The sequence below is a fragment of the Serratia sp. BNK-4 genome (genome assembly GCF_048685115.1).
GTDB classification, from domain to species: Bacteria; Pseudomonadota; Gammaproteobacteria; order Enterobacterales; family Enterobacteriaceae; genus Serratia; species Serratia bockelmannii.
Genome location: NZ_JBLQTM010000001.1, coordinates 953,094 through 977,369, shown reverse-complemented (window position 1 = coordinate 977,369; position 24,276 = coordinate 953,094). Strand labels below are relative to the sequence as shown.

Genomic DNA, 24,276 nt, shown 5'->3' with positions numbered 1-24,276 from the left:
GTCCGCGTTTATCGACAACTGGGAGTCATTATGGCTTTTCGTTTGTACAGCAACGATCTGCAGGACGGCGGCACAATGCCGCAGACGCAGGTCTTCAACGGCATGGGCTACCACGGCGATAACCTGTCGCCGCACCTGGCCTGGGACGGCGTGCCCGCCGGCACCAAGAGCTTCGTCGTCACCCTGTACGATCCCGATGCCCCGACCGGCTCTGGCTGGTGGCACTGGGTGGTGGCCAATATTCCGGCCGACGTGCGTGAGCTGCCGCAGGGCGCAGGCTCCGGTAAAGCGCCGCTGCCGAGCGCCGCGCTGCAAACCCGTACCGACTTCGGCTCGACCGGTTACGGCGGCGCAGCGCCGCCGAATGGCGAAAGCCACCGCTATCAGTTCACCGTGCATGCGCTGGACGTAGAAAGCATTGAGGTGGATGAAGGTTCCAGCGGCGCGCTGGTGGGCTTTAACGTGCATTTCCACAGCCTCGGCAGCGCCACGCTGACAGTGATGTTCAACTGATCTCCCACCCATAAAAAAGCGCGGCTCAACCGAACCGCGCTTTTTCCATACTCGTCTGACCGCCGAATTACTTCGCCAGCACGCTGACCCACATCGGGCCTTTGCCCACCGGATAACGTGCCAGCGTGGTCAGCTCGCCGCTGGCCTGGTCAATTTCATGCACCGCGATGTGATCGGACTTCTGGCCGGACGAAATCACGAAGCGGCCGCTGTGATCGATATTGAAACCGCGCGGCTGCGTTTCGGTCGGATAATAGCCGACCACGCTCAGCGTGCCGCCGTCTTCGGAAACGCTGAAGAGGGTCAGAATGCTGGCGGTGCGATCGCTGGTGTACAGGAAACGGCCGTTCGGCGTGATATGAATGTCCGCCGCCCAGCGGGTGCCGTCGAAGTCGGCCGGCATGATATCCAGTGTTTGCGTCACGGTGTATTTGCCGCCGTTTTCCGAAATGGCCAGCACGTCCACCGTGCCGTTCAGCTCATTGACACAGTAGGCGAACTTGTCGTTGTGGTGGAATGCCATATGGCGCGGACCGGCGCCGGCGGCGATATCCACCGCCTCCTGCACGTGCGGCGTCAGCTGGCCCGCCAGGCTCAGGTTGAACAGGCGGATGCGGTCCTCTTTCAGACACGGCACCAGCACCAGTTGGTTGGTCGGGTCGATGTTCGCCGAGTGCGGCGCGTTCAGGCCGTCAATCTGCTGAATAGGCGCCGTCACCACGCCGTCGTGGCCGATCGGGCTGATGCTGGCGCAGTTGCCGCTGTAGGAGGCGGAGAACAGGTAACGCCCCTGCAGATCGGTGGAGATATGGGTCGGGCTGCCCGGCAACGGCGCCATGCCCGCCTGCTGCAGCGTGCCGTCCGCCTCGATGCGGTAGCTGACGATGCCGAACGCCGGACGCACGCCGACGTACAGGTGGGTCTTGTCCGGATGAAGGGTCATCGGCTGCACCTGGCCCGGCACGTCAACGGTTTGCAGCAGCGCCAGCGCGCCGGCGTCGTCCAACTGCCAGACGTGGATCTGCTGGCTCTCCGGGCTGGCGACATAAACGATTTGCTTCATGTGTTCTCCTTGCAAAGGGTAAAAGAGGAACCGGTTTCAGGCCGTTCGATTGCTCCTAGCTTACCGCACATCCGTCGCATGGCAACCCTGCTTAGCACCGGATGTTCACGCGGTTTTCTCCGTTGGCTATCCGGTGTACCATCGGATTAATTTTATGGCTAACGATAACGAGAACCCTATGAGCTACCGCGTCATCGCCCTCGATCTTGACGGCACCCTGCTGGACAATCAAAAACGCATCTTACCGCAGTCGCTGGAAGCGCTGGCGCAGGCGCGCGCCGCCGGCGTCCAGGTGGTGGTGGTCACCGGCCGCCATCACGTCGCCATCCATCCGTTCTACCAGGCGCTGCAGATAGACACGCCGGCCATCTGCTGCAACGGCACCTACCTGTATGATTTTCAGCAGAAAAAGGTGCTGGCCGCCGATCCGCTGGCGAAAGATCAGGCCAAGCAGGTGCTGCAGATGCTCAAACAGACCGACATTCACGGGCTGATGTACGTTGACGACGCCATGCTGTATCAGGAACCGAGCGGCCACGTGACCCGCTCGCTGGCCTGGGCCGAAACCCTGCCGGCGGCACAGCGCCCAACGCTGCTGCAGGTCGGCAGCCTGGCGCAGGCGGCCGACGACGCGCAGGCGATCTGGAAATTCGCCACCTCGCACGCCGATATTCCGGCGCTGCGCGAGTTTGCCGACACGGTGGAAAAAGAGCTGGGGTTGGCGTGCGAATGGTCCTGGCACGATCAGGTGGATATCGCCAAAGGCGGCAACAGCAAAGGCAAGCGCCTGCGCCAATGGGTGGAATCGCAGGGACTGAGCATGGATCAGGTGGTGGCGTTCGGCGACAACTACAATGATATCAGCATGCTGGAAGCGGTCGGTTTGGGCGTGGCGATGGGCAACGCCGATGACGCGATCAAGGAACGCGCCGATCTGGTGATCGCCGATAACCTGCAGCCGGGCATCGCCGAGGTGATCCGCACCCGCGTACTCTAGTCTTTTCGCCCTCCCGCCGGGAGGGCCTGTCTTAGCGGCTCTCGCGGCTGATCGACACGCTCTTCACCTGCGCGTACAGCCACTGCCCGGGGCGGATCGCCAGTTCGTCTCGCGCCCACGGCGTGATGCGCGCCCACAGCACGTGTTCCCCGACCGCCAGCTTCACTTCCACCTGCCCGCCCACGTCCAGACACTCGCTGACCTTGGCCGGCAACACGTTGCGAATGCTGCTGTTGACCGGCGGTTGCAGCACCAGCGAGACGTCGGCGGCGTTGATACGAATGCGCAGTTGGGTGCCCAATTCGGCGTCGATGCCGCTGACCCACAGCCGCTGATCGCCGAGCGCCAGCGCGGTCATGGCATAGCGTTGATGATGCTCAATCACGCTGACGCGCAGCACGCTGCTCTGATCTTCACGCTGCAGCCACGGCCGCAGCGCGCTGCTGGCCCAGACGGCTTCCAGCCCGCCGAACGCGCGCACCTCGCCGCGATCCAGCACCATCACCTGCTCGGCCAGACGCAGGATCTCGTCCAGGCTGTGGCTGACGTAGAGGATAGGGATGTTGACGTCCTGCGCCAGCCGCTCCAGATACGGCAGCAGCTCGCGTTTGCGCGGCAGATCGAGCGAGGCCAGCGGTTCGTCCATCAGCAGCAGTTCCGGCGCGGTCAGCAGCGCGCGGCCGATCGCCACCCGCTGTTTTTCACCGCCGGAGAGCGTCAGCGGCAGCCGATTGAGCAGCGGCCCGATGCCCAACAGCTCGACAATAGTATTGAACTGCGCGCGCATGCCGGCCGCCATGCCGTACTGCAGGTTGCCGCGCACCCGATAATGCGGGAACAGGCGCGCATCCTGAAATACATAGCCGATACGGCGCTTTTCCGGCGGCAGGCAGAGGCCCGCGGCGGTATCCACCAGCGTGCGGCCATTGAGCGCGATGCGCCCCTGTTGCAAACGGGTCAGGCCGCCGATGGCGTTGATCAGGGAAGTTTTGCCCGCGCCGGACAGGCCGAAAATCGCGGTGATGCCCTGCGCCGGCAAATCGGCGCGGACGTTGAGATTAAGGTCGCCCAGCTGCTGCGAGAAATCCAGCTCCAGCATTTACACCCCCATCCGTTTGCGGCCCCAGCGGGCCAGCCATTCGGACACCATCAGGGAAGCCAGCGACAGCACGATGGCGATCGCGCACAGACGCGCGGCGGCGGCTTCCGCCCCCGGCGTTTCGATCAGCGTATACATCGCCAGCGGAATGGTGCGGGTTTCACCGGGAATGTTGGAGACAAAGGTGATGGTGGCGCCGAACTCCCCCAGCGAACGGGCAAAGGCCAGCACCACGCCGACAATGACGCCGGGCAGCGACAGCGGCAGCGTGATGGTGAAAAACACCCGCCACGGGTTGGCGCCCAGCGTGCGCGCCGCCTGCTCCAGCCGGGTATCCACCGCCTCCAGCGCCAGCCGGATGGCACGCACCATCAGCGGAAACGCCACCACCGCCGATGCCAGCGCGGCGCCGCGCCAGCTAAAGCTGAAGCTGAAGCCGAACCAGTCGTACAGCCACTCGCCGATGACGCCGCGCCGCCCCATGGCGATCAGCAGCAAATAGCCGACCACCACCGGGGGCAGCACCAGGGGCAGGTGAATGACGCCGTCCAGCAGCGCCTTGCCGGGAAAGCGGCAACGCACCAGCACCCAGGCCATCAGAATGCCGAACGGCAGGCTGCAGACCACCGCCAAACCGGAGACTTTCAGGCTCAGCTCAACCGCCTGCCACTCGTACTCACTCAGAATCATTTACGCGGGGTGAATCCATAATGTTCGAAAATAGCGGCCGCTTCCGGGCTCTTCAGATAGGTATAGAAAGCGCTGACCGCCGGAGTTTGACGATCTTTCACCATCGCCATCGGATATTCAACCGGTTTGTGGCTGTCTTCCGGGAATACGCCCACCACTTTCACCTTGTCGCTGGCGACCGCGTCGGAGCCGTAGACGATGCCGAGCGGCGCTTCACCGCGCTCCACCAGCGCCATCGCGCTGCGCACGTTGTTGGCGCGCGCCAGTTTCGGCTCCAGCGTGCGCCAGGCGCCCAGATGCTCCAGCGCCTCTTTGGCGTAGATGCCGGCCGGCACGTGATCCGGATCGCCCACCGCCAGGCGGCCGCCGCTGAGCAACTTGGCCCAGTCGGTCTGCTTGTCGATGGCGATCTTGTCTTGTTTATCGCTCTTGGCGGCGATCAGCACCAGCTCGTTGCCCAGCAGCGTGTAACGGGTGTCTTTCACCATCTGCTGCTTGTCGATGGCGTAATCCATCCACTGCTGATCGGCGGAGATGAACAGATCGGCCGGGGCGCCCTGCTCAATTTGGCGCGCCAGCGTAGAAGACGACGCGAAGGAGGAAACCACCTGCACGTCCTTGCCTTTTTGATATTGGGTGGCGATGTCCTGCAGCGCGTTGGTCAGCGACGCGGCGGCGAACACGGTGATCTTTTCCGCCGCCGAGGCCTGAGCCACCAGGCCCGATGCCAACACGATCCCGCCAACCCATTGGGTCCATTGCTGTTTCATTGTTTTTCTCCGCAAGTTAACGTGCATTATCACTCTTCGTTATATAAAAAATAATATAACGTGGCGCGAAAGCTTGTCATGCGGTTTATCGGCAAAGCGTGAGATAACTTGAGGAATGCCCGCCGGGCGATGCCGACGGGTATCGGGATAGGGAACGGTCAGTGCTGGGTGCGGTTTTCTTTCGAACGGCCCACTTTGGAGAAGACGTTGAACACTTCGCCAAAACCGTAGATCAGACCGAGAATGAGCGCCATGACCACCGGCACCATCACCACGGCGAATAACAGACTTTTCAATAATTCCAACATGATAGCCTCGCTTAACTGCCCATTGAGCGGCAAATGCCTTTCACCGCATATCGGGTTATTCTAACCCAAAAAAATCGCAAAAACCGGAGTTATTTTAGCCAGCGAGGCGAAATTGTGATCGGCCAAACGTGCCCTTTTGACCGATCTCATCCTGCCGCGGGGTAATAGATCAGCGGCGGCGCATAGCCTTCGGGCGCCGCCAGCCGGGCCTCCACCCCGTATACCGCGCGAATGTGCTCCGGCGTCAGCGCCTGCTGCGGCGTGCCCGCCGCACAGATCCCGCCCCGCTGCAGCAGCGCGACCCGATCGCAATAACAGGCCGCCAGATTCAGATCGTGCAGCGTCACCACCACGCTGAGCTTCAGCCGCCGCAGCAATGCCATAAACTGCTGCTGATGAGCGATATCCAGGTGGTTGGCGGGTTCGTCCAGCAGCAGCCACGGCGTTTGCTGCGCCAGCGCGCGCGCCAGGTGCACCCGCTGCTGTTCACCGCCGGACAGCCGCTGCCAATCGCGATCGGCCAGGTGGCTGATGCCCACCTGCTCCATCGCCTGCCCGGCGAGGCGGCGATCCTCGGTACCAAAACCGCGCCAGCGGCCGATATGGGCCAGACGCCCCAACAATACCGCCTCCTTCACCGGCAGCGCGAAGGTGCCGGGGGCGGATTGCTCGAGAAAAGCGATGCGCCTGGCGCGTTCCCGCCCGGTAAACGCGGCGATCTCGCGCCCTTCCAGCCAAACGCGGCCGCCGCCGGCGGGCTGCAGCCCGGCCAACAGCTTGAGCAGCGTGGATTTACCGCTGCCGTTGACGCCGAGCACGCCGGTGATCTCACCGGGCAAGGCGCAGAAACTGAGGTTTTCCAGCACCGTGCGCGCGCCCACTCGCCAACTTACCCCCTCGGCGCACAGACCGGATTGCGTTTTTTCAACCGTCATGCATTGACCTTCCGATACAGCAACAGCAGGAATACCGGCACTCCCAATAGCGCCGTCAACACGCCGACCGGCAGTTCGCGCGGGGCAAACAGCGTTCTGGCCAGCGTGTCCGCCGCCACGGCGAACAAAGCGCCGCACAGCGCGCTGGCCGGCAACAGCTGACGATGCCGCGAGCCGACCAGCCGCCGGGCGACGTGCGGCACCGTCAACCCGATAAACCCCACCGCGCCGCTGAACGCGACGATCGTCGCCGTTAGCGCGGTGGTCGCCACATACAGCAGCAGCTTCAGCGGGGCCACCGCCACCCCCAGCGAAGCGGCGGTCACGCCGCCGAACGCCAGCGCGTCCAGCTCACCCGCCCGCAGCCAGCAAAGCAGCAGCGTCGCCGCCAGCGCCAGCCCGCACAGCCCGACCTGTGGCCAGCGCGCGTCGCTGAACGATCCCAGCAGCCAGAACATCACGCCGCGCGTGGCGTTGGCGTCTGCCTGCCAGAGGGTGATCAGCGAAGTCAGTGCGGAGAGCAGTTGCGTCACCGCCACCCCGGCCAGAATAAACAGCGTGGACTCCCCCTGCAGCGAACGCCCGGCCAGCAACATCACCAGCGCAAACGCCCCCAGCGCGCCGCTAAACGCCCCGCCGGACACCGACAGCAGGCCGCCCCCCAGCCCCAATACCAGCACCGTCACCGCCCCCACGCCCGCGCCGGAGGAGATCCCCAGCACCCAGGGATCGGCCAGCGGGTTGCGGGTCAGCGACTGCAGCACGGTGCCCGCCAGCGCCAGCCCGGCGCCGGCCACCGCCGCCAGCAGCGCGCGCGGCATCCGCAGCGACCAGATGATGCGCTGATACACCTCGGCATCGGTCGCCGCGCCGCCGCTGACGCCGAATACGATGCGCCAGGCGTCGTGCCACGCGATCGGCGCAGGCCCCGACAAGGTGGCGCTCAGCAGGGCCATCGGCAGCGCCGCCGCCAGCAACAGCAACCAGCCGGTCTCACGGCCGGGCAGTAACCGCCGGCTCATACTATTTCCAACCTGCGATCACATAGTCGTCCAACAGCTGCCACACCGTCCCCGCCTCGCTGAAACCGGCCTGCCTGAGGGCCGCGAGCTGGAAATCCACCGGCGTCGGCGGCGGCACCGGGCGGCCGGCGAATAGCGCCTCACGCTCGGCCTGATAAGCGGCCAACGCCGGCAATTGCAGCGCGCCGGCGAACCAGCGATCCCAATCCTCGACGCCGCTGTCCCAGGCGCGTTGCTGGGTCTGCTCATCGTGCCGCTCGGCCAACGCCTTCAGCCGTGGCTGACGGTGGTCATAGCGCTGATGATCGGCATTGAGGAATACGCCGCCGTCGGCCAACAGCCCGGCGACGTTGCGGTACAGCGCCAGTTGCTGCTCCGGCATCAGCCAGTGCAGCGCCGTGCTGGACACCGCCGCCTGCGGCGCGGGGCCGGACAGCGCGGAAAAACAGGCAGGATCCGCCAGATCGGCCTGCAGAATGCGGATCCGATCGCCATACTCCGCCAGTGCGCCGCGCGCCACCGCCAGCAGCAACGGATCGAGATCGATGGCGGTTACCCTGGCCTGCGGAAAGCGCTGCAAAATGCGCAGGCTCAGCGATCCCGGGCCACAGGCTAGATCCACCACGTGAAAATCCTGGCCGGCGGCCAGCGCCAGCACCTCCAGCTGGGCGTTAAAACGCGCTTCCCGCTCGGCGATGTAGGCCGCCTGCTGGCGATCCCAGGAGTCCAGCAGCGAAGATAATGAAACGGCAGTCATATCAAGGTTCCTTGTTGGAAAAAGTCGCAGCCTGCGGCGGCAAGGCCGCCAGGCCTCGAATCAAACGGCCCAGCGCCGCCACGGTGCGGGCGGAAGGGTCCATGTCGTAACCGGGGAGGATCACGTAGCGCCGCTGACGCACGGCGCGCAGCGTAGCGGTCAGCGGGTGATGCTCCAGAAAGGCGATCTTGTCGGCCGCGCTGTCCCCGAAGCCGCCGCGCGGCAGATCGCCAAGCACGATCGCATCCGGATCGCGGGCGGCGATAACCTCCCAGGATACCGTCGGCCACAGCTCGGGCCGATCGCCGAACAGGTTCTCGCTGCCGACGCTTCGGCTCAGCAAACCTGGTGCGCCGCAGCAGCCCGCCACGTAGGGCGTCTGCGTGCCGGCATACCACCACAGCAGACGTAAATGCGGCAGCGGCGCGCGCTGCGCCTCAAACGCCTGGAGTTGCCCACGTAGCCGCGCGATCGGCGCTTCACCGCCGCGGCTGACGTTGAAAATGCGCGCCAGCTCCCGCAGCTCGGTGAAGATGTCTTCAAACGTCAGCGCAGCGGCGATCGCGCTTTGCTGGCCGCTGCAGACGCCGGGAGAGAGGTAAGTGCCGATGCCCCATTCCGCCAGCCGCGTCCGATCGGGCGTTTCCGGGCTGTGCAGCCAGTAATAGCTGGCCGAATAGACAAAATCCGGCCGCATCAGCAGCAACGCTTCCGCCGTGGGCGGCGCCGGGCTGGTGGGCGCCCGCAGCGCATCGGCCGACGCCGTCGGCGCGGGATCGCGCATGCGGTCATACCCGACCACGCCGATTGCACGGGCGGCCAGCCCCAGCGCCAGCAGGTTTTCCAGCGCCGGATTGGCATAAACCAGCACCCGCTGCGGCGGCTGCGGGTAATCGCGCGTGACCCCGCAATTTTGCAGGCTGACGCTATCGGCACGCAGCGGCACGCCCCCGCCCAATCCCAGGGCGCACAACAACAGGCAAAGCGATCGTTTCACGCCGTCAGAACCTGACCGACACGAAGGTTTCATAGCTGCGCGGCGGCGCGATCAGCGCCTGATCCGGGTAGGTGCGCTGATAGGCGTACAGCTGGTTGGTGGCGTTGCGAATGCGGAAACCGACATCGACGATCGGCGTCAGCTGATAATCCGCCGCCAGATCGAGCGTGGTGTACGCGCGCATCTTGCGCTGGTTGGCGTCGTCGTTATAACTGCTGCCGACGTAGCGCAGCGAAGAAGCCAGCCCCAGGCGCGCCGTCGCCTGATAATGCACGCTGAGGTTGGCGGTCCAGGCCGGGATATAGGCCGGGCGATTGCCGTTGTAGCTGCGCAGCGGGCTACCGCCGCGATAGTCGTCGTAGCGGGCGTGCGTGTAGGCGGCATTGCCGGCCAGCTCCCAACGATCGTCGGGACGCAGCACCACGCCAAGCTCGATGCCGCGCGACGTCTGCCTGCCTACCGCGTTCAACGCATCCGGCCGCTGCGCGTCGGGCACAAACAGGTTGTCCTTGCGCAGTTCGTACAGCGCCAGCGTCGCCTCTCCCTTGTTATCCCAAAACTGCCCTTTGGCGCCGGCCTCCCACTGGCGCGCTCGCGTCAGCGGCAGATCGGTCTGCGTCGGGCTGAGGAAGAACAAATCGTTGCCCGGCTCCTGGCCGGTGGTGTAGTTGGCGTAAAGCGTGAGGTTATCGGTCAGTGCATAGCTGGGGCCCAGGCTCCAGGTGCTGAAAACGTAGGTGCGCGCGCGGCTCTCTTCCTGCGGCCCCTGGAAGCGCCAATCCATGTTCATATGGTTGTAGCGCAGCTGGCCCAGCAGCGCTAAACGCTCGGTCAGGCTGAAGCGGTCTTCAAGAAAGGCGGCGTACTGATTCTGAGTGACGTGGCGCACCGGCGCACGCTGGCTGGCGGTGCCCTGAGCGAACGGCTCTCTGGGCGGCGCGCCGAGCGGCACGTCCTCGGAGCCGGGGAAACCGTTGGAGTAGTACTGAAAATGCCGCTTGCTCAGATCGAAGCCGACTAATAACCGATTATCGAAACCGGCGATAGCGCGATCGAACACCAGCGAACTGCGGTTGCCGATCAGATCGTCGTCGTGCGCCAGAGCGCCGAAAGAGTCGCGGTTGACGTCGCCGGGCCGGGCCGCCGCCGCGACGCGGAAACGCTCGACGTTGCGCCATTCGCGAAAGCCGCTGTAGTAATAGAATTGGTTATGCCACTCCACTTCGGGCGTCATAAACCAGTCCAGACTGGCCTGAAATGCGGTGGCGTTGCTCTGGATACGGCTGTCGGTCAGGTTGTTGTAATTGATGTCGCGCAGCTCGCCGGCAATGCGCCCATTCAGCAGCGGCGTGCCGTAGTAAGGGTTGTTGGTGCGGTTGAGCATGCGGTCCAGGCTCAGCGTCAGCAGCGCATCGTCCGTCAATTTAAACAGCAGCGAGCCGGATACCCGCTTCTGCCGATCGCGTTCATACTGCACGTTGCTGCCGCTGTCGTTGCCGCTGACGTCCAACCGGTACGCCATCACATCGTCCACCAGCGCGCCGCCGGCCCCCAGATGCAAACGCTGGCTGCGGTAGCTGCCGAGGCCATAATCGAGCTCGAACGGCTGCCGGTTGAAGGTCGGCCGCCGCGAGATCAGGTTGACGCTGCCGCCTGCGGCGCTCAGCCCGTTCAAGGCCGACCCCGGCCCACGCAGCACCTCGATGCTGTCGTAATGCGCCGGATCGCCCAGTTGCAGCGTACTGCCGGGCATCTCTACGCCGTTATACAGCCAGGCGATCGGCCGAAAACCGCGTGCGGAAAAGTTGTTGGACAACGTTGGCGAAGCGACGCCGGACAGACCGGTAGCGTGCTCGACGGCGGCGGCCAGCGAACGATCGCCCCGCTGTTGGATCGCCCGCGCGCTGATAATATCGACGCTGCGCGGCGTCTCCCGAGCGCTCAGCCCGAGCTGTGACGCGCTGCGGCTCACGGCGTTCAACGCATCGTAACGCCCGGCGGGGGCTGCCGCCTCCACGGTGAGATGTTCTTCACATCCCGTGGCATTGCGGGCTTTATCGCAGTCGGCGGCGAAAGCCAGCGGCGCCGCCAGTGCACCGCCGACCCAGGCGGCGGCGAGGCATAAAGATTTCCTGGGCGCGTGAAGGCGCCGGCGTGTCGTACTCATATGGAGCATCCCTGTGGTGAAATAAAAATCGGCCGCAGCCGGAATAAAGCTTTATCGTTTCTTGTTATGTTATATTATTACAATATTGCAATACCAGTCTTTATTGCCCCGCTCTCCCACGCACGGCGTTTGGCGCTTTGCCGCCAAATCGGCGACAATACGGTTTTTGCCGTCGACAGGATGCGCTATGCAGGCCGAAATTCTTCTGACTCTCAAACTCCAGCAAAAGCTGTTCGCCGATCCGCGCCGCATCGCGCTGCTGAAACAGGTGCAGCACACCGGCTCCATCAGCCAGGGCGCCAAACTGGCGGGCATCAGCTACAAAAGCGCCTGGGACGCCATCAATGAGATGAACCAACTGGCGGAACACACGGTGGTGGACCGCGCCACCGGCGGCAAAGGCGGCGGCGGCGCGCAGCTGACGCACTACGGCCAACGGTTGATCCAGCTGTACGATCTGCTGGGCCAGGTGCAGCAAAAGGCCTTCGACGTGTTGCAGCAGGACGATCTGCCGCTCGACAGCCTGCTGGCGGCCATCTCGCGCTTCTCGCTGCAAACCAGCGCGCGCAATCAGTTCTTCGGCACCGTGATCGAACGCGATCATCAGCAGGTGCAGCAGCACCTGGCGATTTTGTTGAACGACGGCACCACTCGCCTGACGGCGGCCATCACCCAGCAAAGCGCCGACCGGCTGCAGCTGGTGCCCGGCAAAGAGGTGCTGGCGCTGATCAAAGCGCCCTGGGTGCGGTTAAGCATCGAGACGGGGGAGCATACCGGTGCGGATAACGCGCTGGCGGGCGTGGTAGCCGGCATTCAGCCGGGGGCCGAACACAGCGAGGTGCTGGTGACGCTGGCGGGGGGCGAAACCCTGTGCGCCACCCTGACGACGGCGGAGTTGCAGCGCCTGCAGCTGAGCGCCGGTACCGCCGTACACGCCCTGTTCAACGCCGACCACGTGATTATCGCCACGTTGTGTTAAGCGCAACGTAACGTTGCGTTTTTGCTGATTGACATCACCGTGCAATGCGCCTATTTCTAAGGCAAATAATTGCAAAAAAAGGAACAGGTGATGTCGTCGTTGCACATTTCGCAAGGTTCATTCCGCTTAAGCGATACCCGTACCCTGACGCTGGATGCACTGGCGATCCAGGCCGGCGACAGCTGGGCCTTCGTCGGCGCCAACGGCAGCGGCAAATCCGCCCTGGCGCGCGCGCTGGCCGACGAACTGGTTCTGCTGAGCGGTGAACGCCGCAGCGACTTTCAGCATGCGGTGCGCATCTCCTTCGAACAGCTGCAAAAAATGGTCAGCGACGAGTGGCAACGCAACAACACCGACCTGCTCAGCGCGGACGAGGACGATACCGGCCGCACCGCGGCGGAGATCATTCAGGAAGAGGTGAAAGACGCCGCGCGCTGTGAGCGGCTAGCCGCGCAGTTCGGCATCACCGCCCTGCTGACCCGCCGCTTTAAATACCTCTCCACCGGCGAAACGCGCAAGACCCTGCTGTGCCGGGCGCTGATGCCCGAGCCTGACCTGCTGATCCTCGACGAACCCTTCGACGGGCTGGACGTGCACTCGCGCGCACAGCTCGCCGCGTTGCTGAGCGAGCTTTCCTCCCAGGGCCAGACCGTGGTGCTGGTGCTCAACCGGTTCGACGAAATACCGGATTTTGTCCGGCAGGTGGGCGTGCTGGCGGACTGCACCCTAACCAGCCGCGGGCCGCGCAGCCAGGTGATGGCGGACGCGCTGGTGGCGCAGCTGGCGCACAGCGAAAACCTCAGCGGGCTGGCGCTGCCGGAAACCGAGGATCCGACGCAAAAAGTAGCCCTGCCGACGGACCGGCCGCTGATCGTCCTGCGCGACGGCGTGGTCAGCTATAACGATCGGCCGATCCTCAATCACCTCAACTGGCAGGTTAACCCCGGCGAGCACTGGCAAATCATCGGCCCGAACGGCGCCGGAAAATCCACGCTGCTCAGCTTGATCACCGGCGATCATCCACAGGGCTACAGCAACGATCTGACGCTGTTCGGCCGCCGTCGCGGCAGCGGGGAAACCATCTGGGAGATCAAGCGCCATATCGGCTACGTCAGCAGCAGTCTGCATCTGGATTATCGCGTCAACACCAGCGTGCGCAACGTGGTGCTGTCGGGGTTCTTCGATTCGATCGGCATTTATCAGGCGGTCTCGGATCGTCAGCGGCAGCTGACCGAGCAATGGCTGGCGCTGCTCGGGCTCGACGGCGCGCGCGGTGATGCCCCGTTCCATAGCCTTTCCTGGGGCCAACAGCGGCTGGCGCTGATCGCCCGTGCGCTGGTGAAACACCCGGCGCTGCTGATCCTCGACGAACCGCTGCAAGGGCTGGATCCGCTCAATCGCCAGCTGGTGCGCCGCTTCATCGACGTGCTGATCGGCCAGGGCGCCACCCAGTTGCTGTTCGTTTCGCACCATGCCGAAGACGCGCCGCAGTGCATCACTCACCGCCTCAGCTTCGTGCCCGACGGCGAGGGCGGCTACGGCTATCAACACCAGCGGCTGGAGGCGGCCTCCGCCTGAAACGCGGCGTAAACATATCCGGCAACACTTCACCGCAGCACATCACATTTGGCCTTTTATCATAGAAAGAAAGAAGGCCATTTTCTGGAGACGCCATGTCCGCTGCGTTGATTATCATCGACCTGATCGAGGATCTGATCGGGCCCAAAGGGCGCGCCAACCACTGCCGTGAACAGGTGGTGGCAACCCACCTGCTCGCTAACGTCAATGCCGCCACGGCCTATGCCCGGGTGCGAAAAATTCCGGTGATCTGGGTGCGGGTGGGATTCGCCGACGATTATCATGATATCCCGCCCCACTCGCCGTTGTTCAACCATCTCAAGCAGATCGGTGCGCTGCGGCTAAATGGCCCGGGCTGCCGCTGGGTGCCCGAACTGCATCAGGAAGAGACCGATCTGCAGTTTGAAAAAACGGCGGTTAGCGCCTTCTCCGGTAACAATTTGTTAGCCTGGCTGCGGCAACATCGGTGCCACCATTTGCTGCTGGCGGGTATCAGTACACCGCTCGCCATCGAGAGCACCGCGCGTCAGGCGCACGACGCCGGCTTTCAGGTGACCGTACTGCACGATCTGTGCGCAGCCCCTACGCAGGAGATCCACCAGCAGAGTCTGGATACATTGCAAAACCTGGCCGAAATCACCCGTTCGCAGGCATGGATGAAAGGCTGACCCGCATCGCCGCCGATCGTGTGGGCCGGCATCATGCACGAATGCATCACTGCCCCGACCTTTAGCGTCATCCTGGTGTGCTACTATCCGCTCTAGCGCTCAATTTCGCCATCATCGCACGCCGCAAAGGCGCTGAGCGCCGTGTACATATTTTAAAGGGACATATTATGTGGGGCGTACTGGCTGCTTCGTTATTTTTCTTGCCGTTTAACCGGCTGATAGCCTGGGTGATCCTGGCCGCCTCGGCGGGTATGGGGCTTTATCATGGGGTACTGACGCCGCTCAGCCTGAGTTATCTGCTGGCGATCGTAGCGCTAGCGGGGTTGCGTCACCATTTTCGCGCGCAGCGCAATCTGGCGATCGCGCTCGAAGGATTGGTGGTCGCCGGCTGCGTGGCGCTGTTCTTGCATCTGGTGCCGGGCATCCACAACCAGCTGATGATCGACGGCGAAAGAGCCGGCCCGCTCAGCGCGCCGTTCACCATGTATTACAACTTCGATAAGGCGATGGTGCCCTTCCTGCTGTTCGCCTGCTTGCCCACGCTGTTTTCCGCCGAACCCGGCGGCAACGCCGGCAAAGCGGGCTGGATTGCGCTGCTGCTGGCCGTGCCGGCGCTGTTGCTGCTGGCCGTGGCGCTGGGCGGCTTAAAAATCGAGCTGCATGCGCCCGCCTGGATCCTGCCTTTCGTGATGGCGAACCTGTTCTTCGTCTGCATGGCCGAGGAAGCGCTGTTTCGCGGCTACCTGCAACAGCGCCTCAGCCAGTTGCTAGGCGCCTGGCCGGCGCTGATCGTCGCCTCCCTGGTGTTCGGCGCCGCACATTTGGCGGGCGGTATGCTGATGGTGATCTTCGCAACCCTCGCCGGGGTGATCTACGGCCTGGCGTGGATGTGGAGCGGCCGTCTGTGGGTGCCGATTCTGTTCCATTTCGGGCTTAATCTGACCCATCTGCTGTTCTTCACCTACCCGCTGTATCAGCATTCTTAACGGCTGACGCCGGCAGAGAGCCCCTTTCTGCCGGCTGGTCGGGTGAAAACGCTATCACTAGCACCTCACCGTATGACCTCAATCATGCCGCCCCCTGCTTTTCTCCGCCCGTACAGTGCTTTTCAATGAAGTGTAAACGATTCCATTTTTCGCGTTAGATCACCTTTTTACCGTCGCGAGCGTGCTATCTTTTTGCGCAATGACTTCTCCCTGTTCAGCAACGGGCGTATTAAAACGGTAATTGGAAGCGATTACACCCTTGTCGACGCCAAGAAGGAACCGTATGACGGAATTTAACCCTATCGACCATCCGCACCGCCGCTTTAACCCGCTGAGCGGCCAGTGGGTGCTGGTCTCACCGCACCGCGCCAAGCGCCCCTGGCAGGGCCAGCAGGAGACTGTCCCCACGGAAATGCTGCCGGCGCACGATCCCGACTGTTTCCTGTGCCCGGGCAACGCGCGCGTCACCGGCGATCGCAATCCGGAATATCGCGGCACCTATGTCTTTACCAACGATTTCGCCGCACTGATGAGCGATACGCCGCCGGCGCCCGACAGTCACGATCCGCTGATGCGCAGCCAGAGCGCGCGCGGCGTCAGCCGGGTGATCTGCTTCTCTCCCGATCACAGCAAGACTCTGCCCGAACTGACGCTGCCGGCGCTGGAGCAGGTGGTCACCACCTGGCAGGCGCAAACCGAGGAGCTGGGCAAGCACTACCCCTGGGTGCAATTGTTCGAAAACAAAGGCGCGGCGATGGGCTGCTCCAACCCGCACCCGCACGGGCAGGTCTGGGCCAACAGTTTTCTGCCAAACGAGGCCGAGCGCGAAGATCGCCTGCAACACGACTATTTCCGGGAACATGCCTCCCCGCTGCTGCTGGATTATGCGCAGCGCGAGCTGGCCGCAGGCGAACGCATCGTGGTGAACACCGAACACTGGCTGGCGGTGGTGCCCTACTGGGCCGCCTGGCCGTTTGAAACGCTGCTGCTGCCGAAAACGGCGGTGCAGCGCATCACCGATCTCAGCGCGGCGCAGAGCCGCGATCTGGCGCTGGCGCTGAAGAAGCTGACCAGCCGCTACGACAACCTGTTCCAGTGTTCTTTCCCCTATTCGATGGGATGGCACGGCGCGCCGTTCAACGGCGCCGACAACCGACACTGGCAGCTGCACGCCCATTTCTATCCGCCGCTGCTGCGTTCAGCCAGCGTGCGTAAATTTATGGTCGGTTACGAGATGCTGGCGGAAACCCAGCGCGATCTGACCGCCGAACAGGCCGCAGAGCGTTTGCGCGCCGTCAGCGATATTCATTACCGTGAAGCCGGAGCCCAAGCATGAGCCTGAAACCGCTTACCCATTCCCTGTTTACCGAACACTTCGGCTACGCGCCGGCGTTGACCATCCAGGCGCCGGGGCGGGTGAATTTGATCGGCGAGCATACCGATTACAACGACGGCTTCGTGTTGCCCTGCGCCATCGATTACCAAACCGTCATCGCCTGCGCCAAGCGCGACGACCGCCAGATCCGCGTACTGGCCGCCGATTATCAGAATCAGCAGGATCAATTCTCGCTCGACGAGCCGATCGTCAACCACCCCGATCAGCGCTGGTCCGACTATGTGCGCGGCGTGGTGAAACATCTTCAGCGACGCAACCCCGATTTCGGCGGCGCGGATCTGGTGATCGCCGGCAATGTGCCGCAGGGCGCGGGGCTCAGCTCCTCCGCCGCGCTGGAAGTGGCGGTAGGCCAGGCGCTGCAGGCGCTCTATCAGCTGCCGCTGGACGGCGTGGCGCTGGCGCTGAACGGCCAGGAGGCGGAAAACCAGTTCGTCGGCTGCAACTGCGGCATCATGGACCAGCTGATCTCCGCGCTCGGCCGGCGCGACAGCGCTCTGCTGATCGACTGCCGCTCGCTGGAGACCCGTGCGGTGCCGATGCCGGACAGCGTCGCGGTGGTGATCATCAACTCCAATGTGCAGCGCGGGCTGGTGGACAGCGAGTACAACACCCGCCGCAAACAGTGTGAAGAAGCGGCTCGGTTCTTCGGCGTCAAGGCGCTGCGTGACGTCAGCCCGGAACAGTTTGAAGCACGTCAACATCAGTTGGATCCGTTGGTGGCCAAACGCGCGCGCCATGTCATCAGCGAGAATGCCCGCACGCTGGCGGCGGCCGATGCGCTGGCGGCCGGCGATCTGCAACGCATGGGCCGGCTGATGGCGGAGTCCCACGCCTCGATGCGTGACGACTTCGAAATCACCGTGGCGCCAATCGATCGGTTGGTCGAGATTGTCAAAGCGACGATCGGCTCGCGCGGTGGCGTGCGCATGACCGGCGGCGGCTTTGGCGGTTGCATCGTCGCGCTGATGCCACAGGATCTCGTGGAGACGGTGCGTGCCGCCGTGGCGCACGAGTATCCGCGGCAAACCGGCGGATTACAGGAAACGTTCTATGTCTGCCAGGCTTCGCAGGGGGCCGGTACATGCTGACGATGAGCACGGCAGCGGCGCCCGATGGGGAGCCTTATCAGCTGACGCAGCTGCAAAACGCCGCCGGCATGACGGTGACGCTGATGGACTGGGGCGCCACCTGGCTGTCCGCCGTCTTGCCGCTCAAATCCGGTGAAAAACGCGAACTGCTGCTCGGCTGCCGCAGCCCGGCAGACTACCCGCGTCAGGGCGCCTATCTGGGCGCCACCGTCGGCCGTTACGCCAACCGCATCGCCAACGCCAGCCTGCCCATCGATGGGACTCCCCATGCGCTGGCCGCCAATCAGGGCGTCCACCAGCTGCACGGCGGCCCCGACGGTTTTCATGCCCGCCGCTGGCGCCGGGTCCAGCAGGATGCGCAACAGGTCTGCTATGCGCTGCACTCTGCGGAGGGCGATCAGGGTTTCCCCGGCAATCTCGACGTGCAGGTCTGCTACCGTCTGACCCCGGATAATCGTTTGGAAATCAGCTATCTGGCACAGGTCGATCGCCCCTGCCCGGTCAACCTGACCAACCACGCCTATTTCAATCTGGACGGCGCCGGCACCGACGCCCGCGCCCAGCGGCTGCAGCTGTTCGCCGATCGCTATCTGCCCGTCGACGCCGAGGGCATTCCCTGCACCGATCTGACGCCGGTGGACGACAGCGGCATGGATTTTCGTCAGCCGAAAACGCTGCTGCAGGATTTCCTGCGCGATCGCGACCAGCAGCGGGTAAAAGGCTACGATCACGCATTCTTGCTGCACCGCACCTGCGGCGCGCTGGAGAGCCCGGCAGCCCATTTGTGGTCCGCCGACGGCCAGGTGCAAATGAGCGTGTTCACCGACGCGCCTGCACTGCAACTCTACAGCGGCAATTTTCTGGCCGGCACGCCGGCGCGCGATGGCGGCAGCTACGCCAACCATGCCGGCGTGGCGCTGGAGAGCGAGTTTTTGCCGGACAGCCCGCACCATCCCGAGTGGCCGCAGCCGGACTGCTGGCTGCAACCGGGGAGTCGCTACCGCAGCGCCACGCATTATCAGTTTTATCCTATCTGACCCGCTACGCCCCTCGCCGTGCGGCCGGGGGCAATTTGTTATAAATGCTTACCTTTTAGCGCTATCCCCCTACCGGCGCCCACCTTCCCTTATTCCAAAGCGCGCACTACACTCAGGCTACCGTGATAAGCACAACGCCTTGTGCAACGTCACCATTTTCGGCCGATGGCGGCCAATCAATAGCTGAAGGAACACCTATGCGTCTGATTACTGCACTTCCATTGCTGGCGGGCTTAATGCTGAGCACCAATCTGATGGCGGCCGACGCGACGACGGCGACGAAAACGCCTTCTCCGGCGCAGGCCGCCCAACAGAAACGCATGACCGATTGCAACCAGCAGGCATCCACCAAATCGCTGAAAGGCGCCGATCGCTCCACCTTCATGAGCACCTGTCTGAAATCCGAAGGCTCCGCCGCGGCGGGCAAAACCCTGACGCCGCAGCAGCAGAAAATGAAAAGCTGCAACGCCGACGCCAAGACCAAGGATCTGAAGGGCGACGCACGTAAAACCTTCATGAGCAACTGCCTGAAAAAATCGGCCTGATTTCCCCCACGCCACGGCGCGCCCGGAGCGATTTCGGCGCGCCGTTTCCCCCTCACAGCGCCAGCCTGAACGATTCAGCTTTTTCCTTTCGCCAGCCCTTACTTTGCGGCAAGAAATTGGCTATGGTTAGACACTATCGATTGCCGAGCCCCGGCCCGCGGCAATATAATGATTTTCGTTATCATTGAAATGTCAGATTATTAAGGAGTTAAGCTATGGCTGTAACTAAGCTGGTTCTGGTGCGTCACGGCGAAAGCCAGTGGAACCAAGAAAACCGCTTCACCGGTTGGTATGATGTTGATCTGTCCGACAAGGGCCGCACCGAAGCGAAAGCAGCAGGCAAGCTGTTGAAAGAAGAAGGTTTCACTTTCGACTTCGCTTACACCTCCGTACTGAAGCGCGCGATCCACACCCTGTGGAACATCCTCGACGAGCTGGATCAGGCCTGGTTGCCAACCGAAAAATCCTGGAAGCTGAACGAACGTCACTACGGTGCGCTGCAGGGTCTGAACAAAGCCGAAACCGCTGAAAAATACGGCGACGAGCAGGTGAAGCAATGGCGTCGCGGCTTCGCGGTGACCCCACCTGAGCTGACCAAAGAAGACGAACGTTACCCTGGCCACGATCCGCGCTACGCCTCCCTGACCGAACAAGAGCTGCCGCTGACCGAGAGCCTGGCGCTGACCATCGATCGCGTTATCCCTTACTGGGACGAAGAGATCCTGCCACGCATCAAGAGCGGCGAGCGCGTGATCGTTGCAGCACACGGCAACTCGCTGCGCGCGCTGGTGAAATACCTGGATAACCTGAGCGAAGACGAAATCCTCGAACTGAACATCCCAACCGGCGTGCCGTTGGTGTATGAGTTCGATGAGAACTTCAAGCCAACCAAACGTTACTACCTGGGTAACGCCGACGAAATCGCTGCAAAAGCGGCCGCCGTGGCGAACCAGGGTAAAGCGAAGTAATTTCGCCCGTTAACGAAAAAGCCCCCGGTTTTCACCGGGGGCTTTTTTATTACTGTCGCGGCTGCTGCGCCATCGCCTCGTTCACCGCGTCCAGCCGTTCCTGCATCGCCGGATGGGTGCTGAGCCAGGCAGGCAGCGCCCAGTCATCGGTCTTTTCTCGTTCAGGCGCCTGCGCCAACGCGCGATAGATCGCCGCCATTTCCGCCAGCGAACGCCCCTGGCGCTGCATTTCCGCTATCGCAAACGCATCGGCCTCACGCTCCATCCCGCGAGAAAACTGCATCTCATTCACGAAGGACGCGGACTGCAGCAACGTGTCGCCGATGCCGCTGACGTCACCCGTCATCCACATCAGCGTCAACGCCACCAGTGACGAACGCACCAGCATGCGCATCGGATGACGATAAGCGTGATGCCCCATTTCGTGCAGCATCACCGCCGCCAAGCCATCGTCGTTTTTCGACAAAGTGACCAGCTCATCGCTGAGCACCAGCGTGCCGTCTGGCAACATAAAGGCATTCGGCGCACCGGGCGCCGCCATCAACTTCAGCGACAGCGGCGTGCGCTCCTGGCGCATCTCAGGCGGCATCACCTGCCGGAACAGCTGTTGCAACGCCTGCTGCCTCTCGACCGGGAGTGCGGAGGGCGCGAAGCCGCTCTGGTCCAAAAACGTCTGTGTATGCTCGCCCAGCGTCTGTTCCACCGAGGTGGGGATGCGCATGGCGATCTCGCTGCTCGCCCATGGCAGCACCACGTAAACGTAAGCCACTACCGCCAGCAGCGTCATCAGCAGCGCCAGGGCAACGCCGCGTTTATGGCGTTCCAGGCGATGTACCCACCCCGGCGAACGGCGCTGATAGAACCAGCGGCGAAAGGCCGCATCGTCATCCGGCACAAAGCGCGCACCGTCGCTAAAGGTGAGCGTCAGCGGAATATTGCCCAGCGCGGCAGAAACGGTGATGTCCGCCAGCGGGATGTAACGCTGTTCATCCTGCCGCTGCAGCGTCACGCCTTCGCCGCTTTCGTTCACCAGTAAACGGGCCGCCTCACGTGCGGCCCGCCCCGGCAATTGATAAGCGCCTTCAAGGATCATCGGCGCCTCAGAAGCTGCCGCCCAGATCCAGCGCCTGCACCGCTTCTTCGGCCACCGCGCTGTTGGCAGTTTCCTGATGCGCAGTAATGTTCAGCAGCGCCAAATCGCCTTCAACCGCCGTGCAGGCCGCCAGATAACGGGCATGGCGCACTTCCGCCACCGGCGCCGCCAAACCGAGCGAGAACAGGGTAATCAGGGTATTGGTGATCAACAATCCCATGTACGGCATCGTTTTCATTGAGGAATGCAGCTTGATGTCGCCGTTCAGCCTTGCCTGGTTAAACAGGTAGTTGCGTTGGGCGACAACCTGGTAACTGCTGGCCACCAGGGCGCCGATCAGCAGCACCACCATCATCAGCAGCAGGCTGCTGATATTGTCCAGCACCAGCACATCAATGGCTTCATTGGTCAACATGCCCATCAACACCATCTGATAGAGGGTAAGGAAGAACGAACCGATGCACACCAGCGCGACCAACATGAACGGCAGGAATATGAGCAGGCCAACCAAGGCAAATTTGATAAAGGCCGATTTCTTCAGTTCGGCAATAAACGGTGTCTTCCCGAAAAACAGGTTATTAACGTACAAGTCATGCTGCAGTGCGCTAATAATGCCGTTTACCGCCGCAAATGCCGGCACGGCCAAAATCAGCGTCAGCACCAGCATAAAAGCAATGGCGTTGATGCTGCCAAGACCGCTGCCAATGCCGAGCAAGACGATCAGACCGACATACAGCCCGATAATCAGCAATAACGGGCAGAACAGTAAAGCCCAATAGGCGCGCCCGGTGCGGCAGACATAATTAAAACGCACGCCGCGATAGCTCGACATAATCGCATTGTAACGCCAGCTGCGGATAACGATCCACGGCAACAGGGCAAGCAACACCAGCAAAGCCAGCAGCCCCAGCAGAGGCGTTATCGCCAGCAAGATATAAAACACGATGATGCCGCCGATCACCAACAGCCGCCCTTTCAGAATTTGCAGCGGTTGTGCATGATAATCGAAACGATCGCCGTCCAATTCCGTGTTGCCGTAAAAATAGCGACGACGACGCACCGTCGCCCAGGCGGAATAGATGCCCAGGGTCAGAGCCGTCAATAACGCGTTGACTAACCAAATAGCGAAGTACTCACCACCTTTCCCATGGAATTTAATCCGGTGCAGCCCCAGCGGCTGCGAGGTATTACTTGTCATAATTCTTTCGTCCTGAAAGGAATAGGTCATACCACTCCCCGCTTATTCGTCATGCGGAGTTTGTGGAATAAAAAAGCGTCTTATATAAGCACAATGCCGAGAGCGGTGACAATTATTCTTTTATTAAATAGGAATAATGCGAAGACGGTCGCTTAATGATTTAATAAGCCTATTAACTGTAGGCCTTAAATTGACAGGAGATATAAAAATTTAAGATAAATAGAAAAGGGCCCGCTGGCGAGCCCTTCTTTACGCGATTAACCGCGGCGCGCTTTCACCGCCGCCGCCAGATCGCGCAGCACGGTTTCGGTATCCTGCCAGCCGATGCAGCCGTCGGTGACGCTCTTGCCGTAAACCAGCGGTTCGCCGCTTTCGAGGCTCTGGTTGCCTTCCACCAGATGGCTTTCGATCATCACGCCGATAATCGCTTTTTCACCGCCGCCAATTTGCCCGCAAACATCGGCGCTCACGTCCATCTGCTTTTTGAACTGTTTGCTGCTGTTGGCATGGCTGAAGTCGATCATCACCTGCGCCGGCAGCCCGGCTTTGCTCAGACCGGCTTTGACGTCCTTCACGTGCGCCGCGCTGTAGTTCGGCTCTTTGCCGCCGCGCAGGATAATGTGGCAGTCGCCGTTGCCGCTGGTGTTAACAATCGCCGAGTGGCCCCATTTAGTCACCGAGAGGAAGCAGTGCGGCGCGCCGGCGGCGTTGATGGCGTCGATCGCCACCTTGATGGTGCCGTCGGTGCCGTTCTTGAAGCCGACCGGGCAAGAAAGGCCGGAAGCCAGCTCACGGTGCACCTGCGATTCCGTGGTGCGCGCGCCGATGGCGCCCCAGCTCATCAGATCCGCCAGGTACTGCGGCGTGATCATGTCGAGGAATTCGCCGGCGGCCGGCAGGCCGCTGTCGTTAATCTCCACCAGCAGCTTGCGCGCCAGGCGCAGGCCGTCGTTGATGTTGAAGCTGTTGTCCATTTGCGGATCGTTGATCAGGCCTTTCCAGCCCACGGTGGTGCGCGGTTTTTCGAAGTACACGCGCATCACCACTTCCAGCTCGCCGCTCAGTTCTTCACGCAGCGCCAGCAGGCGCCCCGCGTACTCTTTGGCGGCTTGGGTATCATGGATGGAGCAAGGGCCAATCACCACCAGCAGGCGATCGTCGCTGCCGCGGAGGATATTGTGAATTGCGCTGCGGGCCTGGGACACCGTCTTTGCCGCGCGTTCAGTGGCCGGGAATTTCTCCAGCAAAGCCACCGGCGGCAGGAGTTCCTTAATATCATTAATGCGTAAATCGTCGTTTTGGTAATTCATAGCTTTTCCATTCGGTATCGTGGGGTATTTCGCAGTGCGTAACGGTGTAGATCCCAACAATCTAGCCTGTGAGAATGGCGCTGTAAATCACCTTTGCCCCCCACCGCTGGAA

Annotated in this window: 24 protein-coding genes; 11 read left to right on the top strand and 13 right to left on the bottom strand. The window is 62.4% G+C overall.

Going from position 1 to position 24,276, the window contains the following annotated elements:
- Positions 1–30: 30 nt before the first annotated feature.
- The gene (locus ACMGGW_RS04710; RefSeq protein ID WP_099816705.1) at positions 31–513 is read left to right on the top strand and encodes a kinase inhibitor; all 483 of its coding nucleotides are present in this window, start codon (positions 31–33) and stop codon (positions 511–513) included.
- A gap of 67 nt (positions 514–580) precedes the next feature.
- Here ACMGGW_RS04710 and pgl read toward each other — a convergent pair whose 3' ends face one another.
- Positions 581–1,576 (bottom strand): 6-phosphogluconolactonase, encoded by a 996-nt coding sequence (gene pgl / locus ACMGGW_RS04705; protein WP_025301912.1) that lies wholly within the window; start codon positions 1,574–1,576, stop codon positions 581–583.
- 178 nt (positions 1,577–1,754) lie between these two features.
- Here pgl and ACMGGW_RS04700 point away from each other — a divergent pair, with 178 nt between their 5' ends.
- The gene (locus ACMGGW_RS04700) at positions 1,755–2,573 is read left to right on the top strand and encodes a pyridoxal phosphatase (protein ID WP_025160025.1); all 819 of its coding nucleotides are present in this window, start codon (positions 1,755–1,757) and stop codon (positions 2,571–2,573) included.
- Between the two features lie 31 nt (positions 2,574–2,604).
- On the opposite strand, the gene modC is transcribed toward ACMGGW_RS04700, so the two are convergent.
- The 9 genes from modC to ACMGGW_RS04655 all read right to left on the bottom strand — a co-directional run bounded on the left by modC (position 2,605) and on the right by ACMGGW_RS04655 (position 11,318).
- On the bottom strand, positions 2,605–3,672 hold the full coding sequence (gene modC, locus ACMGGW_RS04695; protein ID WP_043136662.1) for a molybdenum ABC transporter ATP-binding protein ModC: 1,068 nt from the start codon (positions 3,670–3,672) through the stop codon (positions 2,605–2,607).
- Positions 3,673–4,362, bottom strand: a complete 690-nt coding sequence (gene modB, locus ACMGGW_RS04690; RefSeq protein WP_019454005.1) for a molybdate ABC transporter permease subunit — start codon at positions 4,360–4,362, stop codon at positions 3,673–3,675.
- Positions 4,359–5,132 carry a molybdate ABC transporter substrate-binding protein gene (gene modA, locus ACMGGW_RS04685; RefSeq protein WP_147822917.1) on the bottom strand — a complete coding sequence of 258 codons (774 nt, stop codon included), beginning with the start codon at positions 5,130–5,132 and terminating at the stop codon, positions 4,359–4,361. Before modA ends, modB begins: the two co-directional genes overlap by 4 nt.
- 158 nt (positions 5,133–5,290) lie before the next feature.
- Entirely contained in the window at positions 5,291–5,440 is a 150-nt protein-coding gene (locus ACMGGW_RS04680; protein WP_004939813.1) for an AcrZ family multidrug efflux pump-associated protein, read from the bottom strand.
- 146 nt (positions 5,441–5,586) lie between these two features.
- Complete coding sequence (locus ACMGGW_RS04675) at positions 5,587–6,375, bottom strand: ABC transporter ATP-binding protein (RefSeq protein ID WP_049208976.1); 789 nt, start codon at positions 6,373–6,375, stop codon at positions 5,587–5,589.
- The gene (locus ACMGGW_RS04670) at positions 6,372–7,397 is read right to left on the bottom strand and encodes an iron chelate uptake ABC transporter family permease subunit (RefSeq protein ID WP_197832616.1); all 1,026 of its coding nucleotides are present in this window, start codon (positions 7,395–7,397) and stop codon (positions 6,372–6,374) included. The genes ACMGGW_RS04675 and ACMGGW_RS04670 overlap by 4 nt, the downstream gene beginning before the upstream one ends.
- Position 7,398: 1 nt before the next feature.
- Complete coding sequence (locus ACMGGW_RS04665; RefSeq protein ID WP_197832615.1) at positions 7,399–8,154, bottom strand: class I SAM-dependent methyltransferase; 756 nt, start codon at positions 8,152–8,154, stop codon at positions 7,399–7,401.
- 1 nt (position 8,155) lies between these two features.
- Entirely contained in the window at positions 8,156–9,151 is a 996-nt protein-coding gene (locus ACMGGW_RS04660; protein ID WP_197833500.1) for an ABC transporter substrate-binding protein, read from the bottom strand.
- A gap of 4 nt (positions 9,152–9,155) precedes the next feature.
- The gene (locus tag ACMGGW_RS04655; RefSeq protein ID WP_197832613.1) at positions 9,156–11,318 is read right to left on the bottom strand and encodes a TonB-dependent receptor; all 2,163 of its coding nucleotides are present in this window, start codon (positions 11,316–11,318) and stop codon (positions 9,156–9,158) included.
- 187 nt (positions 11,319–11,505) lie between these two features.
- On the opposite strand from ACMGGW_RS04655, the gene modE reads away from it, so the two are divergent.
- From modE to gpmA, 9 genes are all read left to right on the top strand, one after another.
- Positions 11,506–12,297, top strand: a complete 792-nt coding sequence (gene modE / locus ACMGGW_RS04650; protein WP_197832612.1) for a molybdenum-dependent transcriptional regulator — start codon at positions 11,506–11,508, stop codon at positions 12,295–12,297.
- A gap of 90 nt (positions 12,298–12,387) precedes the next feature.
- Positions 12,388–13,875, top strand: coding sequence for a molybdate ABC transporter ATP-binding protein ModF (gene modF, locus ACMGGW_RS04645; protein WP_043137183.1), 1,488 nt, complete (start codon positions 12,388–12,390; stop codon positions 13,873–13,875).
- 95 nt (positions 13,876–13,970) lie between these two features.
- Positions 13,971–14,543, top strand: a complete 573-nt coding sequence (locus tag ACMGGW_RS04640; RefSeq protein WP_049208980.1) for a cysteine hydrolase family protein — start codon at positions 13,971–13,973, stop codon at positions 14,541–14,543.
- A 167-nt stretch (positions 14,544–14,710) separates the two neighbouring features.
- Entirely contained in the window at positions 14,711–15,529 is an 819-nt protein-coding gene (locus ACMGGW_RS04635) for a type II CAAX prenyl endopeptidase Rce1 family protein (protein WP_197832611.1), read from the top strand.
- A gap of 283 nt (positions 15,530–15,812) precedes the next feature.
- Complete coding sequence (galT, locus tag ACMGGW_RS04630) at positions 15,813–16,865, top strand: galactose-1-phosphate uridylyltransferase (RefSeq protein WP_043136628.1); 1,053 nt, start codon at positions 15,813–15,815, stop codon at positions 16,863–16,865.
- Positions 16,862–18,013: a galactokinase gene (gene galK / locus ACMGGW_RS04625; RefSeq protein ID WP_025301898.1), complete on the top strand. Its 1,152-nt coding sequence runs from the start codon at positions 16,862–16,864 to the stop codon at positions 18,011–18,013. Before galT ends, galK begins: the two co-directional genes overlap by 4 nt.
- Positions 18,007–19,050 carry a galactose-1-epimerase gene (gene galM / locus ACMGGW_RS04620; RefSeq protein ID WP_197827749.1) on the top strand — a complete coding sequence of 348 codons (1,044 nt, stop codon included), beginning with the start codon at positions 18,007–18,009 and terminating at the stop codon, positions 19,048–19,050. The genes galK and galM overlap by 7 nt, the downstream gene beginning before the upstream one ends.
- Positions 19,051–19,247: 197 nt before the next feature.
- On the top strand, positions 19,248–19,595 hold the full coding sequence (locus tag ACMGGW_RS04615) for a PsiF family protein (RefSeq protein WP_025301896.1): 348 nt from the start codon (positions 19,248–19,250) through the stop codon (positions 19,593–19,595).
- Positions 19,596–19,810: 215 nt separating this feature from the next.
- Positions 19,811–20,563, top strand: a complete 753-nt coding sequence (gene gpmA, locus ACMGGW_RS04610) for a 2,3-diphosphoglycerate-dependent phosphoglycerate mutase (protein WP_004939834.1) — start codon at positions 19,811–19,813, stop codon at positions 20,561–20,563.
- A 49-nt stretch (positions 20,564–20,612) separates the two neighbouring features.
- Here the strand turns inward: gpmA and ACMGGW_RS04605 are convergent, their stop codons facing one another.
- From ACMGGW_RS04605 to aroG, 3 genes are all read right to left on the bottom strand, one after another.
- Positions 20,613–21,656: a M48 family metallopeptidase gene (locus ACMGGW_RS04605; protein WP_049295178.1), complete on the bottom strand. Its 1,044-nt coding sequence runs from the start codon at positions 21,654–21,656 to the stop codon at positions 20,613–20,615.
- Between the two features lie 7 nt (positions 21,657–21,663).
- The gene (locus ACMGGW_RS04600) at positions 21,664–22,854 is read right to left on the bottom strand and encodes a YjgN family protein (RefSeq protein WP_025301894.1); all 1,191 of its coding nucleotides are present in this window, start codon (positions 22,852–22,854) and stop codon (positions 21,664–21,666) included.
- 257 nt (positions 22,855–23,111) lie between these two features.
- Complete coding sequence (gene aroG / locus ACMGGW_RS04595; RefSeq protein ID WP_025301893.1) at positions 23,112–24,164, bottom strand: 3-deoxy-7-phosphoheptulonate synthase AroG; 1,053 nt, start codon at positions 24,162–24,164, stop codon at positions 23,112–23,114.
- Between the last annotated feature and the right edge of the window lie 112 nt (positions 24,165–24,276).

Coding starts and splice junctions, on each gene's coding strand:
- pgl (WP_025301912.1), bottom strand. CDS start 1,576: ATGAAGCAAATCGTTTATGTCGCCAGCCCGGAGAGCCAGCAGATCCAC.
- modC (WP_043136662.1), bottom strand. CDS start 3,672: ATGCTGGAGCTGGATTTCTCGCAGCAGCTGGGCGACCTTAATCTCAAC.
- aroG (WP_025301893.1), bottom strand. CDS start 24,164: ATGAATTACCAAAACGACGATTTACGCATTAATGATATTAAGGAACTC.
- ACMGGW_RS04635 (WP_197832611.1), top strand. CDS start 14,711: ATGTGGGGCGTACTGGCTGCTTCGTTATTTTTCTTGCCGTTTAACCGG.
- ACMGGW_RS04600 (WP_025301894.1), bottom strand. CDS start 22,854: ATGACAAGTAATACCTCGCAGCCGCTGGGGCTGCACCGGATTAAATTC.
- ACMGGW_RS04615 (WP_025301896.1), top strand. CDS start 19,248: ATGCGTCTGATTACTGCACTTCCATTGCTGGCGGGCTTAATGCTGAGC.
- galM (WP_197827749.1), top strand. CDS start 18,007: ATGCTGACGATGAGCACGGCAGCGGCGCCCGATGGGGAGCCTTATCAG.
- ACMGGW_RS04700 (WP_025160025.1), top strand. CDS start 1,755: ATGAGCTACCGCGTCATCGCCCTCGATCTTGACGGCACCCTGCTGGAC.
- galT (WP_043136628.1), top strand. CDS start 15,813: ATGACGGAATTTAACCCTATCGACCATCCGCACCGCCGCTTTAACCCG.
- modB (WP_019454005.1), bottom strand. CDS start 4,362: ATGATTCTGAGTGAGTACGAGTGGCAGGCGGTTGAGCTGAGCCTGAAA.
- gpmA (WP_004939834.1), top strand. CDS start 19,811: ATGGCTGTAACTAAGCTGGTTCTGGTGCGTCACGGCGAAAGCCAGTGG.
- ACMGGW_RS04670 (WP_197832616.1), bottom strand. CDS start 7,397: ATGAGCCGGCGGTTACTGCCCGGCCGTGAGACCGGCTGGTTGCTGTTG.
- ACMGGW_RS04655 (WP_197832613.1), bottom strand. CDS start 11,318: ATGAGTACGACACGCCGGCGCCTTCACGCGCCCAGGAAATCTTTATGC.
- ACMGGW_RS04710 (WP_099816705.1), top strand. CDS start 31: ATGGCTTTTCGTTTGTACAGCAACGATCTGCAGGACGGCGGCACAATG.
- modE (WP_197832612.1), top strand. CDS start 11,506: ATGCAGGCCGAAATTCTTCTGACTCTCAAACTCCAGCAAAAGCTGTTC.
- modF (WP_043137183.1), top strand. CDS start 12,388: ATGTCGTCGTTGCACATTTCGCAAGGTTCATTCCGCTTAAGCGATACC.
- modA (WP_147822917.1), bottom strand. CDS start 5,132: ATGAAACAGCAATGGACCCAATGGGTTGGCGGGATCGTGTTGGCATCG.
- ACMGGW_RS04675 (WP_049208976.1), bottom strand. CDS start 6,375: ATGACGGTTGAAAAAACGCAATCCGGTCTGTGCGCCGAGGGGGTAAGT.
- ACMGGW_RS04605 (WP_049295178.1), bottom strand. CDS start 21,656: ATGATCCTTGAAGGCGCTTATCAATTGCCGGGGCGGGCCGCACGTGAG.
- ACMGGW_RS04665 (WP_197832615.1), bottom strand. CDS start 8,154: ATGACTGCCGTTTCATTATCTTCGCTGCTGGACTCCTGGGATCGCCAG.
- galK (WP_025301898.1), top strand. CDS start 16,862: ATGAGCCTGAAACCGCTTACCCATTCCCTGTTTACCGAACACTTCGGC.
- ACMGGW_RS04640 (WP_049208980.1), top strand. CDS start 13,971: ATGTCCGCTGCGTTGATTATCATCGACCTGATCGAGGATCTGATCGGG.
- ACMGGW_RS04680 (WP_004939813.1), bottom strand. CDS start 5,440: ATGTTGGAATTATTGAAAAGTCTGTTATTCGCCGTGGTGATGGTGCCG.